The sequence below is a fragment of the Cellulosilyticum ruminicola JCM 14822 genome (genome assembly GCF_001311925.1).
Lineage (GTDB): Bacteria > Bacillota > Clostridia > Lachnospirales > Cellulosilyticaceae > Cellulosilyticum > Cellulosilyticum ruminicola.
On sequence record NZ_BBCG01000009.1, the window covers coordinates 21,229 to 37,334 of the forward strand.

At 33.6% G+C, this 16,106-nt stretch carries 13 protein-coding genes and 2 pseudogenes; 5 read left to right on the forward strand and 10 right to left on the reverse strand.

The window, feature by feature from the left end:
* Positions 1 to 44: 44 nt before the first annotated feature.
* Positions 45 to 1,391 (reverse strand): stalk domain-containing protein, encoded by a 1,347-nt coding sequence (locus JCM14822_RS04850; protein WP_054740183.1) that lies wholly within the window; start codon positions 1,389 to 1,391, stop codon positions 45 to 47.
* 137 nt (positions 1,392 to 1,528) lie between these two features.
* Positions 1,529 to 1,999, reverse strand: a complete 471-nt coding sequence (locus JCM14822_RS04855) for a GNAT family N-acetyltransferase (RefSeq protein WP_054740185.1) — start codon at positions 1,997 to 1,999, stop codon at positions 1,529 to 1,531.
* 133 nt (positions 2,000 to 2,132) lie between these two features.
* On the opposite strand from JCM14822_RS04855, the gene JCM14822_RS04860 reads away from it, so the two are divergent.
* Positions 2,133 to 2,735, forward strand: a complete 603-nt coding sequence (locus JCM14822_RS04860) for a hypothetical protein (RefSeq protein WP_054740187.1) — start codon at positions 2,133 to 2,135, stop codon at positions 2,733 to 2,735.
* A 650-nt stretch (positions 2,736 to 3,385) separates the two neighbouring features.
* Here JCM14822_RS04860 and JCM14822_RS04865 read toward each other — a convergent pair.
* Positions 3,386 to 3,736: pseudogene (locus JCM14822_RS04865) on the reverse strand (polysaccharide deacetylase family protein); the annotation flags it as partial.
* 438 nt (positions 3,737 to 4,174) lie between these two features.
* Here JCM14822_RS04865 and JCM14822_RS04875 point away from each other — a divergent pair.
* From JCM14822_RS04875 to JCM14822_RS04885, 4 genes are all read left to right on the forward strand, one after another.
* Complete coding sequence (locus JCM14822_RS04875; RefSeq protein WP_054740193.1) at positions 4,175 to 5,074, forward strand: tetratricopeptide repeat protein; 900 nt, start codon at positions 4,175 to 4,177, stop codon at positions 5,072 to 5,074.
* A 93-nt stretch (positions 5,075 to 5,167) separates the two neighbouring features.
* Positions 5,168 to 5,434, forward strand: coding sequence for an NAD-binding protein (locus JCM14822_RS21565; protein ID WP_242861402.1), 267 nt, complete (start codon positions 5,168 to 5,170; stop codon positions 5,432 to 5,434).
* Positions 5,435 to 5,487: 53 nt separating this feature from the next.
* Positions 5,488 to 6,573, forward strand: a complete 1,086-nt coding sequence (trkA, locus tag JCM14822_RS04880) for a Trk system potassium transporter TrkA (protein ID WP_242861407.1) — start codon at positions 5,488 to 5,490, stop codon at positions 6,571 to 6,573.
* On the forward strand, positions 6,524 to 7,972 hold the full coding sequence (locus JCM14822_RS04885; protein WP_054740195.1) for a TrkH family potassium uptake protein: 1,449 nt from the start codon (positions 6,524 to 6,526) through the stop codon (positions 7,970 to 7,972). The genes trkA and JCM14822_RS04885 overlap by 50 nt, the downstream gene beginning before the upstream one ends.
* A gap of 193 nt (positions 7,973 to 8,165) precedes the next feature.
* Here the strand turns inward: JCM14822_RS04885 and JCM14822_RS04890 are convergent, their stop codons facing one another.
* The 7 genes and pseudogenes from JCM14822_RS04890 to tpx all read right to left on the reverse strand — a co-directional run bounded on the left by JCM14822_RS04890 (position 8,166) and on the right by tpx (position 16,001).
* Positions 8,166 to 9,560, reverse strand: a complete 1,395-nt coding sequence (locus tag JCM14822_RS04890) for a L,D-transpeptidase family protein (RefSeq protein WP_054740197.1) — start codon at positions 9,558 to 9,560, stop codon at positions 8,166 to 8,168.
* Between the two features lie 98 nt (positions 9,561 to 9,658).
* Entirely contained in the window at positions 9,659 to 11,731 is a 2,073-nt protein-coding gene (locus JCM14822_RS04895) for an FtsX-like permease family protein (protein WP_054740199.1), read from the reverse strand.
* On the reverse strand, positions 11,721 to 12,485 hold the full coding sequence (locus JCM14822_RS04900; protein ID WP_054740201.1) for an ABC transporter ATP-binding protein: 765 nt from the start codon (positions 12,483 to 12,485) through the stop codon (positions 11,721 to 11,723). Before JCM14822_RS04900 ends, JCM14822_RS04895 begins: the two co-directional genes overlap by 11 nt.
* A 127-nt stretch (positions 12,486 to 12,612) precedes the next feature.
* Positions 12,613 to 14,289, reverse strand: coding sequence for an ATP-binding response regulator (locus JCM14822_RS04905; protein WP_054740203.1), 1,677 nt, complete (start codon positions 14,287 to 14,289; stop codon positions 12,613 to 12,615).
* A gap of 126 nt (positions 14,290 to 14,415) precedes the next feature.
* Positions 14,416 to 14,922, reverse strand: coding sequence for a molybdopterin-guanine dinucleotide biosynthesis protein B (gene mobB / locus JCM14822_RS04910; protein ID WP_242861403.1), 507 nt, complete (start codon positions 14,920 to 14,922; stop codon positions 14,416 to 14,418).
* Positions 14,923 to 14,925: 3 nt separating this feature from the next.
* Positions 14,926 to 15,410: pseudogene (gene moaC / locus JCM14822_RS04915) on the reverse strand (cyclic pyranopterin monophosphate synthase MoaC).
* A 96-nt stretch (positions 15,411 to 15,506) separates the two neighbouring features.
* Positions 15,507 to 16,001, reverse strand: a complete 495-nt coding sequence (gene tpx / locus JCM14822_RS04920) for a thiol peroxidase (RefSeq protein ID WP_330377321.1) — start codon at positions 15,999 to 16,001, stop codon at positions 15,507 to 15,509.
* Between the last annotated feature and the right edge of the window lie 105 nt (positions 16,002 to 16,106).

Below are 16,106 nucleotides of genomic sequence, written 5' to 3' on the forward strand. Positions count from 1 at the left end.
TTTCCTATCGTCTTACTGCTGGCTTTTACTACTCTCTTTACAAATTATAATCTATTAATGATATCTTCATTTCTTTCGATTTGCATTTCAGCTTCCCATTTTTCAATTTGTTCATAAATAGCTGGTGTCGCTTTATCTGAAATAACAGCTTCTTTCACTTGATCTTTTACTTCTTCTAAAGGTGTGGTATAAATGTCTTTATGTACATTTGTTACTTTGATAAGATGGTAACCAAATTGTGTTTTAACTGGCGCAGAGACTTCTCCCTCTTTTAATTCTTTAGCACCATTTAAGAAGTCTTGGTCATAAGCTCTTGATTCATATTGAATATAACCTAATGCACCGCCTTCATCTTTTGTACCATCTGTACCATATTTTTTAGCTAAATCAGCGAAGCTTGCCCCTCTATTGTATTCTTCTTTAATTTTATTAGCTTCTTCTTCTGTTGCTACTAAAATATGATACATATTTGCACCTGGCGCATACATGTAATCTACTATATTGGCATTATAATAATCTTTAAGTTCTTGATCTGATACAGTAATTTCTTTGCTTATCTTATCCATGATATTTGTAATTGTCATATTTTCTTTAATTCGTTCTTTATAACCTTCTTCTGTTAATCCTGTAGTACTTAATGCTGCTTTAAACTCAGCTTCTGAAGGATAACTTGCCTTAGCTGCTTTAAATTCAGTATCTACCTCACTAGTTTTAGGCTCTAATTTAAGTTCTTTTCCTTTTATGAGCGCAACTTTGTTTTTAATAATGTAATCTACAACTTCTTTTTTGCGATCTGCTATAAGTTTTTTACCTTCTTCTGATTTAAAGAAAGAAGATTCATACTGATATTGAAGCTGCATAACTGCTATTTCATAGCTTACTTGCGCCTCTATTTCTCTAACTGTAATGACTTCATCCCCTACTTTTGCTACAATATCTGTCATATTCACTGGTTCTACAGCTTGTTTTGAAATAGCTACTGTACTTGTTTCTTTAACCCATTTTGTTTCTACACCAAGTACCTCCCTTATGCATTTCACTGGTACAAAAATAGAACCCTCTTTTTTAACAGGTTTTGTATCCATTGAAGCTTTTTTGCCGTTAATCAACATTTCTGCTTTACCTACAGTTAAGATGACTTCTTTGCCTTCTTGAGAAATAGTCGCTTGTTGCACCTTAGCATCCCATTTTACATCTGCCCCTAATTTTTCACTGATAAAACGTAATGGTACTAATGTGCAATTATTTTTATCTACAAATGGTTTCACCCCTTCAAATTGAACAGCTTCATTATTAATTGTTACATTAATAGCTTTTGGCGCTGCCATCACATTTGTAGATACTGCCATTATCATTCCTAATAATACTGTGAACATTTTCTTTGATTTCATTGTGCTTCTCTCCTTTTTTATGTATGAATTTTAATCAACTTATTCGTGTAATAATCCCTTATTCCTAGAAGCTTTTTTATCTTTTAGGATACTTTATTATATCACAATAGTTAATATTTTATATAAATTTATTATTTTTAAACTATTTCTTTGTAAAGTAATGTCATTTCCTTTTCATAAACATCATTTTTATAAATATCTATGCCATAAGCAATTTTAAAGCCTTGTTTAGCATAAAACTTCTGTGCCCAATTAGCTTTTTTATGAACTTCTAATAACACTTCTTTCATACCATTTTTTTGAAATTCATCTACTAAATAATTCATCGTTTTAGTCCCATAACCTTGACCATAATAAATATCTAACAAATAAAACGCTGTAATATACATGACTTTTTCCGTCTTACGCTTATAGCCCACAAAACCTAATTGTTTTTCATTATCCTCTATAATATCAATATGATAACCTGAAGGCAGGGCATCTTCGTATTTATGCGCCTGTTTAATAAAAGCATCCCCCATAAAAGGGGCATATAATTTATGCGTTCCTAAACATACCTTTCCAATAAATTCTTGATCTTCCAGTTCTGCTTTTCTTAATCTTATCATCTTTTCAATTTCCTCATTTTTCTATTTATTCAATATTGTTTGTATTCAATTATACTACTTGTTTTGAAAATAAAAAGTATAATTCTGTAATTTTTGCATAAATTACCTGTATATTTTAATAGGAGGTTGTATTATGCATTTCTTTAATAGACATTCAAATCAAATTTCAAGGATAATCTTTATTTTATGTGTAGCCATCGGTATTCCTTTAGTCTGCACTGCCAATATCTTTCCACCCAAAACGGTAGAACTGGAATACAATACAGCAGATATTATCCTTCCTGATGGGCGTACCATCAAACAAAATATTGCTGTAAAGGATGATTTGATTTTCATTCCTTATGAGACGTTGGAGGTCATTACTAATGAAGACGTCTGCTGGGACCCAGAAGATCAGACCCTTACCATTGGTAATCTGGCCAATTCCAAAGCTATGAGTGATATTTTAAAAGTTTATCATTATGACTATGACAACAATCGGGCTTATCTCTATGCACCTGATGTAAAAACCAATAAACCCATGTGTATGGGCAATATCACCCATAACTTAGGCTATTCATTTTCTAATGTCCAGTCTGCTTCATTTAATCTGAGTGGACACTATCATCATTTAAAAGGACTTCTCGGCTGTGAAGATTTCAAATCAACAAGTGGTATCATCAGCGTTTATTTAGATGACAATCTTTTAGCAACTTATACTCTAAATAGCGACAGCTTACCTGAAAAATCGATTTAGATCTAACAGGAGGCAATCAACTTAAATTCGTATTCTCCAAGTTCTCCCCTAACTCTCAGATTGATTTAGCTGATACTTACATCGAGTAAAGGCAGTTTACCAACGGGGGCGGTTTGACGCAGGGCTGCCAGCTAGTAACCAAAGTTTTAAAAGATTTTAAGTTACCCCTTAGGCGAGCTGTGAAACTGTGGGTGACTAGCTACACCTTACGCAATTTTTGAGACTCTAAGTTTGATAATAAGTGCAACAGTTGAAAACTCACGCACTCCGCTTACTCAAACAATCAACTTAAAACCGCACTCATTATCTTCTCTAAGAGTCTCATAAAATTACTCCACAGGTAGACTAGTCCCCCTCAGTTCCACAACTCTCTATTCCGTAACTTTGACGTTTTTTCTAAGACTTTGGATTGTCAATAGAATTACTTTAGGGGTTTGCTGGCAGCTTCGAGTCCAACTGCGCTCCATCTAGTAACCTGTGACGTTTAAAAGAAGATGTGAATTATTCCACTTTTAAAAAATATGCCTCGAGATTTCGGGGCATATTTTATATGAGTATCTATGTTATTACATTGTATATAAAAAATCTATAACCTAATAAACTCTCTTACATAGTTAAGTTTCTTATTTCTCTTACTAACTCTTTACCGCTTAGGTTGTTGTGAACGTGGATGCGGCGGAGTTTTGATGGGTGCGGGTGGCTAGCTCGGTGATTTGGAAATCTACGCCTACATCATTGCATACTTGTCTAGATTTTTCACCTAGATGGTTTTCGATAGTTTCAAAGGATTTTGTGATTTCTAGTAAAAGTTTGTTTTTGTTTAAGTAACTCATATTGCAGTGGCTATAGGTGTAGCTTTGGAAATCGATAAGGCCACTCTTTTCCATTTCTTTGGCTTCTTGCCAGTTGAAGTGATTATTGGCTGTTGTTTGTTTGCCTACTACTTTCATTGGCACAAAGAAGGTGGCTTCTATATTTTGGGCCACAAGTACAGAATAGGCATTGGTGTAATTGCATCATCGAAGGTAATTAAAATCGTTTTTTTAGATAGTCCCTTGTTGCCTTCTTTATAAGCTTTGTAATCTACAAAGTTAATGGGAGTATAACCTTCATTTATTTGATTTATTAATTTATCTTTTTCATTGTAAGTTATAAAACGTATGGTGTGATAAGTTGTATCGAAGTCTTTGAGCTTGATTATAAAATCCGCCATTACTTGCCAAGATTGTTGGTACATAACAAAATAGCAATCATACTATAATAGCAAGTAGGCTAATTTTTCTTTCTGCCTCCCTACACTTTTTCATATAAATCCTCTTTCATATTCTTATTACATCGAATATGCTAAAATATATCTTGTAAAATTATATATCTTTAATGTTACAATTATTATTATACTTAAATTGAATTTCAAATAATTTACAGATAAAGGAGTTATTATGCCTTATAAACACTTAGGAGAAGATGCTTTCGATGATGAAAAGTATCTTAAAGCACTGAATTATTTTCAAAAAGCCTATTCTTTAGGCGACCGTAGTAGTGAACTTTTATTAAATTTAGCATTAACTTATGAAGCTTTAGGAAATGATGAAGAAGCCATGAAAACTTTTAAAGAACTTACTCTCATAGACCCAGATGAATGCCGTGCTTATTATGGCATTGGCAGCATTTTAGATGAGCGTAACGATTTGAAGGCTGCCCTGCCTTATTATGAAAAGGCCATCGCCCTTAATCCTTTTTATGATCGTGCTTATTTCTTTTTAGCTAGTGGTTATGATGAATTAGGTGATACTGAAAAAGCTATTATGTATTATAAAGAACTTTTAAATCTGGTACCTGATGACTTTTGGGGGCTTACAAATCTAGGATCAATTTATGAAAATAATGGTTTATATGAAGAAGCTTATAATCTTTTTTACAAAACCTATGAAATTGATGCACAAGATGCCACCTCACTTTTTAATATGGGTGTCATATGTGGCCGACTAAAACGTTTTGAAGATGCCATACTATATTATAAGAAGGCATTAAAATTGGAGCCTTCACCTTATACTTTTTTAAATTTAGCCGTTTTATATAAAGACATTGGCTTTCTTGACAAAGGACTTCATTATCTTACAGAAGGCATTAATGAAAATCCCGATTGTGGCTTTCTTTATTACAATCGTGCATGCTTTTGGGCTCTTGATTTAAATAAAAATCACATTCTAGATGAAACTTTATTAAATAATGCACTAACAGATTTTCAAAAGTCTGTCAATATCAACAAAGAATTTCTCACTTATGGTGAAAAAGATGAAGACCTTAAATTAGTTTTGTCACATTATTATAGAAGTTAATAAAAATTTGATTTTATATTTACTATCTCTAATATAAAATTATATAATAAAAATAGGTTTACTAGACTACAAATTATTACTAGGAGAATTATTATGAATGTAATTATTGTGGGTGTGGGTAAATTAGGTTACACATTAGCGTTGCATCTTGCTTCTGAACATAATGATGTAACTGTTATTGACCCAAATCCTAAGGCAATCGAAAAGGTAGAAAATGCATTAGATGTTATGCCTATCAAAGGAAAAGGCTTCAGCACTAGTACACTTATCGAAGCTGGCAGTCAAACTGCGGACTTACTCATCGCAGTAACGGGCCGTGATGAGATTAATATGCTTTGCTGTTTGACTGCTAAAAGTTAGGTGTAGCACGTACTATTGCACGTATTCGTGACCCAGAATATGCTAGAGAATTACTGCTTATTAAAGAAGACTTAGGCCTCGATATGGTCATTAATCCAGAAGAAGCCGCTGCTGATGAAATTGCACGTATCATTACTGCTCTTCCTGGTAGTGCTGTCAAAATTGAAAACTTTGCAAAAGGCCGTGTACGTATGGTGGAACTCATTGTAAAAGCAAATATGCCTTTAGCTGGTATGCAGCTAAAACATATTTCTGAGAAATTCCCAGATCCACTACTTATCGGTGCAATTATTCGAAATGGTAATTTAATCATTCCTAAAGGAGATGATATATTACAAGTTAATGATGCGATTTATGTCGTAGGTAAAACAGCAAGTATGCTAAGTTTCTGTAAGAGTCTTCAAGGTGTCTCTACTAAAGTACGTAATGTTATGATTGTAGGTGGTGGTAGAATTGCTTATTATCTTGCGAGACTTCTTGGACAAATGCATATCAAAGTAACAATTATCGAAAAAGATGAAGAGACTTGCTTAGCACTTGCTGAAAATTTACCACAAGCTTTAATTATTCATGGTGATGGTACAGATAGTTTATTACTTCAATCTGAGCATTTTGAAAGTACTGATGCTTTCATTTCTTTAACTGGACGTGATGAAGAAAACCTTATTGCAACCCTTATTGCCAAACGTCACAATGTGGAACGTGTTATTACAAAAATTAGCCGTAATCACTGCTCTGAACTGATCTCTGATTTAGGTATTGATACTGTTATCACACCACAAGACATTATTACAAATAACATCTTAAAAAATGTGCGTGGACACGCTATAGAAACCCTTCACCGTATGATGGGCACAGATGGCGAAATGATTGAGTTTATTGCTTCTGAAGAAGATGGCATCTTAAATATTCCTTTAGCAAAACTTGAATTTATCCCTGATGTACTTATTACAACAATCGTACGTAAAAATGAAGTAATCGTTCCTACAGGTAATGATTGTATCTTTAAAGGTGACCGTGTTTTAATTATTACAAAACAGCATATTACAAGTTTAAAAGAAATTGCTACTAAGGCAGGAGGATTCACAAATGAACTTAAAAATAGTATTAAGAAGTTTGGGAATGCTCTTGGTATGTGAGGCCATCGCCTTAATACCTTCGACTTTAGTTGCTTTAGGGTATGGTGATGGGGATTTCTTATCCTTTGTTTATACCATTGGATTGCTCCTTTTAATAGGTTGTCCCCTTGCTTTACTCAAAACGCGCCAAATGACGATTTTTACAAAAGATGGTTTTGCCATTGTAGCTATTGGCTGGCTCCTGATTTCTTTCTTCGGGGCCCTACCATTTTATTTCAGTGGTGCAATCCCTTCTTTTATAGATTGTTTCTTTGAATCAAGTTCAGGTTTTACCACAACTGGTTCTACAATCTTGACACAAATCGAAGGTTTACCTCGTGGTATTTTATTCTGGCGTAGCTTTACTCACTGGGTAGGTGGTATGGGAATCTTAGTATTTGCCATTGCGATTTTACCTTCTCTAGGAGTAGGGTCACTCCAAATCTTAAGAGCGGAAAGTCCTGGACCTATTGTAGGCAAACTTGTACCTAAAATCGGCCAAACAGCTAAAATCCTCTATAGTATTTACTTAGGGATTACATTATTAGAAGTCATCTTACTTTGTCTTGCAGGAATGTCTGTGTATGATGCTTTTATTCATGCACTTGGTACTGTAGGAACCGGTGGTTTTTCTAATATGAATGCCAGTGTAGGACACTATAATAGTGCACCTATAGATTGGATTATTACAATCTTTATGATTTTATCAGGGATTAACTTCTCCCTCTATTATTTAATACTTAAAGGTAACTTTAAAAGCTTTTTTAAAGACCAAGAACTTAGATTGTACTTAACCGTTATGGGAACTGGTATTTTATTTATTACCATTGACCTTTTAGTTCGTGGCTATTATAACTCAGCAGGCGAAGCTTTACGTTTTTCAGCCTTCCAAGCAGCTTCAGTAATGACAACTACTGGTTATGCGACAGCAGACTATGATACATGGTCTATGTTTAGCAAAGTCATTTTACTTTCACTTATGGTGATGGGTGGCTGTGCCGGTTCAACAGGCGGTGGAATTAAAGTATCTAGATTTTTAATCGGTTTTAAGACTACGCGTTATACTTTTAAACGTATCTTGCATCCGAATGCTTGTACAATTGTACGTATTAATGATAAAACGGTAGAAAATGAAACAGTGCTCAGCGTTTTAGGTTACTTCTTTATTTATATCATTGTCTTTATTATAGCGGTGATTATCATCTCTTTAAATGGCTTTGATTTCGGAACAACCGCTACTTCAGTTTTAGCAACGCTGAATAACATAGGACCTGGTATCGGAATTGTGGGGCCTACAGGTAACTTCTCTACTTTCACTGATTTAAGTAAGATTGTATTTTCTTTACTTATGATCATTGGACGTATTGAAATTTATCCTATCTTACTCCTACTTATTCCAGAACTCTGGAGTAAAAAGTAAGGTTAAAGATACTTTATTGATATTAGAAAACTTGGGTTAAGGATACTCTAGTAGTATTTAAAAAACTTCGTAAAAGCTTACCCATTCTTAATTGGAATAATGAAAGGCTACTGCAATGGCTTACTGGATGTAAGACTTGTCGTAGCCTTTTTTATCTTAAACATATCTATTTTAGATACGTTATTTTCGATTTTTAATGGTAACATACAACTGGTGTGCCTGAGCTAACTGTATTAAAGATTGTTTCTACTAAGCCATATGGGCAATTGATACAGCCGTGGGAACCGTTGTACTTATAAATGGTGCCGCCGAAGCTGCCGCGCCAGGTGGCATCGTGTAAACCGATATCTTCATTAAATGGCATCCAAAAAGATACTGGACAAACATAACCTGGCCCTTTTAATGTGGCATTACGTTCCATATAATCGATTTTATAAACACCAGGTGGTGTATTGTGTCTGCCATCTGCTGTACCGGAAACGATACTGCCTTCTGTAACTTTTTTACCATTGTTATAAAGCCATAAGTATTGACTGCTTAAATTAATTTCTACATACGTACCGCCTATATCATTTGCAAGTCCATAAGCCACCCCTTGTTGGGTACATATTGGTGTACGTTTCACCGGTTCAAAGCCTTTTAGAGCTTTGACAAGCTCATGTGTTTCTTTATCTCTATCAATCTTCCAGCCATAATCGCCCCCGCTTACTTCAACAGTTGTACCTGAAGATGTATTAAAATGACGTGTCCCACCAACCGTATCATATTTATTGGCTAAGGTATCAATATATCCTTCTACTTGCTTTCTATCTAATTGTGGCTGCATTTTATCATCTGCACAAAGCCAATCTTTAATTTGCTCTTTCGTAATCGTTTCCGTATTGTCCCCTATAGTATACGTTACTTCAGACTTAAGATACGCATTAAAAGTTTTTTCTAAGTTTACGATTTCTTTAGAGTCCACTTGATATGTAGCCTCTTCATAGCATGCTGCTTCATCTAAATCAATCTCTTTGCCTGCATGTTTTATGACTTCTTCTAGATTTGTTAATAATACGTCTTGTTTAATGAGATTACCTTTATCCCCTGCCTTGATTATAAAGCACTCCTTCTCATAAACAACACTTGCATTCTCTGGCACCATCTGATGTTTATCATCTAAGCATTTTAATTCGGTTATTTTATTTTTTAATTTGGCTTCATCATAAGTATAGACTTTATCTAAGTCATACTCTTTCTTCCCTCCTAACTTAAATAGCCACATAAACCCATTTTGTTTCTTCTTAAGCCCTTTTAATTGCTCCAATGCATTAAAGTCTACCCCTATGTCACTGCCTTTAATCGTCTCACTTTCTCCCCCACGTTCTTGTAATGTTAAAGCATATGCTTTTACTTGATTTGTAAATTTCTTCTCAACTTTACTAATGCTTTGTCCCCCTACACTTAATTCATTAATTTTTGTTCCCCAATAAAAATGCCCTATAAAATAAATTGCCAAGCCTAAGTAAATAAGTAGTAACGTTGCGAGCACAGTTAAACTAATAATCACTGCTATTTTGGGAATCTGTTTAACATGTTTTTCTTTCATTTTTTGCTCCTTATCATTTACTCCATACATTATATGTCCAAGTTTCTAGCTTATGAGTATTCTATAAGAAGCCATGTATTTTCTACAGACTTGTCTATTTATTTTCTGCGTTCTGGTTCTTTAATAATATTTTTACTACCTAAATAAGTTGCAATAAAGTACATACCATAAATAAGTATAAGAAATACTGCTGTAAAGAAAATATTTTTAGCAATATTGATGTGTCCAAATAGTACAATCATCTTGTTAATTTCAGTAAGTCCTACAATGCTATGAATAATGGCTACGGCTAATGGGAACATAAAGTATAATCCAATTTGTAAAAGAAGTGAGAAATTAATCATCTTTTCATCTACTCCAATTTTACGTAACACATTATAACGGACTTTATTATCTGAAGCCTCTGAAAGCTGTCTAATGGCTAAGATTGCAGCAGATGTAATTGAGAAAATCATACCTAGGTATAAACCGATAAAGGCCATCATGGCTGATATCCCTACACTTGAAGCTTCCATTTGAAGCTTTGTATACATATAGTCATAAGGTTTAACTTTTTCTTCATAGAACTTCTTAATTTCTGCTCTTACATGTTCTTCTGCTTGTTCTACTGTTTGACCAGCTTTTTTATAGTTGGCACATATATAAGCTGCTTCTTGCTTAAAGCTATCATTAAAAAGACTATCATCTATAATAACTGTTCCTAATTCTGAATCTGTATTTGTATTGCTAAGTGGCATATCAATAGCTGTATCATACTTTGGCACTAACTTTCCTGTACCATAATCTAAAGTATGCCCTGCCTTCAAACCTGCATTTACATATTCTAATAAACCATTAAAGTTACAAACAACTGCATATTCATTAGGTTCAAGTTCTATTTTTTGATCTTGTTTACCATATAACTCCATAAGTTTATTATAATCAGATTCTAAAATTGTTGGCAGATAATCTTCATTAAAGTTTACAGCTCCACCATATTGTGCTAGTACTTTATCAATCGCTTCTTTTCCCATTAATTGTGTAAGTGTGGCTTCCTGGCGTTCTACATGATAATTACCATATTCTACAATGTTCTCAAATAAGTCATTATAGTCAAAGCCTTCTGCTTCAAAATGAGCAAGTATACTATATGGCTGCTCCTTATCACGGTCTTTCTCATCCTCCACATACGCTAATGCTGAAAAGTCTGTTAAATTATTCGTTGATAAATCTTGATTGAACGTACCAATGATTGAAAGTGCTGAGGACATAATCCCTATTGTCAAAAGTAACATTAATGAGATTATTGTAATAGACACAGTTGTCGTATTAATACGGCTATTAAACTGTCTTAATACAAACATATTTAAATCTTTCAGATAAAGTTTCTTATTCATTTGTACCATACGTAATAAGAAACCTGATAAAGAAGCAAATAAGAAATAAGTGCCTAAAGCACCTGTAATAAACATGACACTCATTGTTGTAAGGCTGCCCCCTCTAAGTGCGCCTGCACCTATTAATAAATAATAAGCTGTGCCAATAAGTCCAATGGCTAATATAAAGAGCATAAGTGTGATATAAGGATTTCTCACCTTTAATGTTTCATTCTTTTGTCCTGCTGTTAATAAATCAATGAGTTTATAACGTGAGATTGTTATCATATTAAATACAAGTGCTAAAAGATACATAATTGCAAAATAGATACATGTTTTAATACAGGCATCATTGGAAAATGTGAAGGTATAGTCCCTTAAATCAGCTTGAAACATATAAGCAATGACTACGGATACACCCTGTGAAACTATGACCCCAATTAATAAACCGACACCTAAAGATAAGATTCCTACGATAAGTGTTTCAAAAGATAAAATCTGTGCAATATGCCATTTGCCCATACCTAATGTTTGATAAAGACCAAACTCTTTTTTACGACGGCGGATTAAAAAGTTATTGGCATATACAATAAGATAAGCCAAAATCACAGAAACCACTACTGAAATAGGCTGCATCACTAAAACCAGGTTTTGAACCATTTCATTTTTAGCTGATGAAAGTTTAAACATGGCACTTTGTGAACCTATAGAGTTAAAAGTATAAAAGATACATACGCCAAAAATAAGTGTTAAAAAGTAAATCGCATAGTCTTTGAAGCTTTTTTGCATATTTTTCATTGAAAGCTTAAAGTACATCTCCCTCACCTCCTAATAAGGCAAGCACACTCATAATACGGCTGAAAAATTCTTTGCGGCTATCGTCTCCTTTAACAATCTCATTAAAGATACGGCCATCTTTAATAAATAAAATACGGCTACAATAACTGGCTGAAAAAGCATCATGGGTTACCATTAAAATAGTGGCATCTAGTGTATTATTCATAGCTTCCATACTTTCAAGTAGGTTTCTAGCAGACTTAGAATCTAATGCCCCTGTTGGCTCATCTGCTAAAATCATTTTAGGATTTGTAATAAGTGCTCTTGCACAAGCTACCCTTTGTTTTTGTCCCCCTGACATTTCATAAGGATATTTATTTAAGACCTCCGTGATATTTAAGTTCTTGGCTACATCCTTAATTCTTTGATCAATCATTTTAGCACTAATTCTTTGGATTGTCAGTGCTAATGCAATATTTTCATAAGCTGTTAGTGTATCAAGTAAATTAAAGTCTTGAAAGATAAAACCAAGCTCATCTCTTCTAAATTTATTTAAATTATTGCCCTTAAGCCTTGTGACATCTTTGCCACCTACTTTAATTTCACCACTTGTAACACGGTCTATAGTAGAAATACAATTTAAAAGCGTTGTCTTACCGCTTCCCGATGCCCCCATAATTCCAATGAATTCACCTTGTTCTACGTTAAAAGATATATGATCTATGGCCTTTGTAAGATTGTTCTTATTACCATAATACTTTTCAATTCCATTTACTTGTAATACTATTTCCATTTTGCTTACTCCTTTACTTATTTGATAATCACAGTATAAAGTATCCATACCTTACAGACCATTGCTCCGCCTTAAGCTAATCTTACATATTTGTAAGAAACATGACATACTGCTTTATATATAAGAATTATGCTTCTAATAAAAAATAGCTGCTTAATGGAAATATCAAGGTCACAGCTGTATATTCATTAAGCTTAGAAGTAATCTGCATATTGTGCTGCATTTTTTCCATCAGCTTCTGACATATATATAGCCCCATACCTGTAGAGGCCTCATTTCTACGTCCATTAGTACCTATAAACCCTTTTTGACATACTTTCTTAATCTCCTCTTCTTTGATACCAATGCCATTATCTTTTATAATCAACTTAAGCTGCTGATGAGCTTTTTCTCCATAAATCTCAATACAAGCTCCTTCCGCTCTTCCATACTTAATGCTATTATTAATGACTTGATTTAATATGAAACTTAACCATTTTGCATCTGTTTGAACTTCATAATCTAGGTCATGTAAATCCATTTTAATCTTTCCACCTATAAGGGCTTTCTTATTGTGAATCACTACTTTATGTACAATATTTTTCAAATGATACTTTGTAATCTTGTAATCCTCTTCTACCATATCAATCTTGGAATAATATAAAACCTGTTCAATATAATTTTCTAATTTTTCGATTTCCTCCCCAATGTTTTCTGTCACACTACTTGGATAATTTTCAATAATAAGTTTCGTAGTAGCAATAGGAGTTTTAGCCTCATGCACCCACATTTCTATATACTCTTTGTACTCCCTAATATTACGTTTATACAAATTGATTTCATCACTCATATTATGATTGACTTCTACTGCTGCATCATAATAAATCTGTCCTTCTAGAAAATCAGGCCGATTAATAAGCTCTGTAAATAAATATTTCTTATCCAGCCCTTCTTCTGCCTTCTTTAAATAAGTATAAAATCTTAGCTTTTTTAAATACTCTCCCAAAAGTGGCATAAACGTACTGCCTAAAAAAATCATCCCTATTAAAAGCTTCAAAAATAGATTCATACTAAAGATACATAAATACCCCTCTGAAATACCCATACCTATACACATGGCTATTAAATACCCCTGCTTATCCTTTAAATACGCTAAAAAACTCATTTGATTATGTACCTGTCCTCTCTTAGTTTCTATAACATTTTCAAGCCCTGATTCTCTAAGTTTATTACGTAGTCTATTAATATTTACTGTTAGGGAGTTATCATCTATAAAGAGTTCACTATCCCATAAGCCATTCATAATCTCATCTCTTGAGACAATGCTTCCCTTCTTTTCTACTAATAAATATAAAATTTTAAACTCATTACGTGTAAGTTCTACTTCTTCCCCATTATGAATAAAGCTACTTCTAGTCACATCAATTATAAACCTTCCAGCATCAATACGTGTCCCAGAGCTTCTATCTATACGCTTAAAAATATTATTCATGCGTGCCAATAAAATCTGCGTATTAAAAGGCTTCGTAATAAAGTCATCTGCCCCATAGTTCATACTAATGAGTTCATCTAATTCTGTATTACGGCTCGTAATAATAATAATTGGCACATCACTAGCCTTACGCACTTCCCTACATAAATACAAACCATCCACCCCAGGCAAATTAATATCTAATAAAATCAAATCCACTTCACTTCTTAAAATCTGCTCCTTTACATCCTCAAAAACCGTCACCACTTCTACTTCAAACCCATTATTATTAAAGAAAACCCCTATTTCATTCCTTAACTTTTCATTATCTTCCACAATTAATAGCTTTTTCATATCTATCTCCTTAATTTTCAAAATCCCATTATATTATATACTAAAAAATAAACTTGTATTCAAAAAGAAGCACTATGATTTCTCATAATGCCTCTTTTTATATCCCATATTAATCATTTATCTTATTTATTTTTGAACATAGTCTAATACAATTTTTAAAATACCCTCTAAGTCATTTATATTAACAATTGGTATGTCTCCAACTTCCATTTCTACATCTGTAGCTACTGCTAATAATGTACACGGGTCACAGACAGTTTCCTGACTAATGCCCTTACGTACAACTTCTATTTTAGGGAAACTAGAATATTTCATACCTTCCAAAATAATAATATCCATATTCTGCTGTAACTGAATCATCTCCTCAATGGTAGGTTCTTTTACATCTTGTATCATCATAAACTTCGTCTCAGAATAGACGATGACATTTTGAGCACCAGCGACTTTGTGTCTATAACTATCCGTCCCTTCGTGATCTGCCTTGAAATCATGGCCATCATGTTTAATGACACCTACCTTATAGCCTTTTTGAGTTAAAACAGTTACAAGCTTACTTACTAAATTTGTTTTCCCAGAGTTTTTAATGCCGCTTACGGCAAATACTTTAGGTCCATTTTTCACCTGAGTATTCACTACTTAAGCCTCTTCTCTTATATAGTGTCCACTTTTACCGCCTTGCTTCTCCATAAGGCATACATCACTAATAATCATACCTTTATCTATAGCTTTACACATATCATAAATTGTAAGAAGTGCAATATTTACCCCTGTTAAGGCTTCCATTTCTACCCCTGTTTGTCCATTTACTTTTACCGTGCAGCTTGCTATAACTGTTAAATGCTCCGCATCTAACTCAAATTCCACATGACACTTTGTAATCATAAGCGGGTGACACATTGGAATAAGTTCAGATGTTTTCTTTACACCCATAATACCTGCGACACGGGCAACACCCAAAACATCGCCTTTCTTACTTGTCTCATTGACGATAGCATCAAATACAGCTTGATTTACTTTAATCTTCCTTGAGCCGTTGCAATACGTGTTGTAACACTTTTCTCAGATACATCTACCATGACAGCATTGCCATGTTGATCAAAATGTGTCAATTTATTTCCCATGTTCTAAATCCTCTATTCTTTATACTTTACTCTCTTCACTATAACACCACTTTTCTATATAGGTCTATAAGTTTTTGCAAATAAAGGAATTTAAAATTATAACACTGCTAAAGCTGCTTCATAATTTGGTTCATTGCCCACTTCTTCGCAGTATTCTACATAAATCACTTCATCATTAGCATCTACTACAAAAATAGCTCTTGTTAAAAGACCAAGTTCTTCTATATAAGTGCCGAAATTTTGACCAAAATTTCTATATTTATAATCAGATAAAACTTCTACATTAGCTACACCGCTAGTGCCACACCATCTTTGTTGTGCAAACGGTAAGTCCATTGAAATTACATAGACTTTTGCATCTTTATATTTAGTTGCTTCTTCATTAAAACGTCGAATCTCCATATCGCATACAGAGGTATCTACAGAAGGTACACTGACATAAATGCGTTTCCCTTGAAATGAGCTGGCTTTTACAGTTTGTAAATTTTTATCCACCACATTAAAATCTGGTGCTGATTCTCCTACTTCTACATGATGTCCTTGAAGTGTTACTTCAGTTCCTTTAAAGTTAACTTTCATTCTAACTGTCATTCCTTTCACCATGCGCAAGGCATTCATTTAATTATTTAAGTCGATTAACTCTCACTTTAAAGGTTTGCCTAAAATTACTACCATTATACATTCTAAAATACTTTA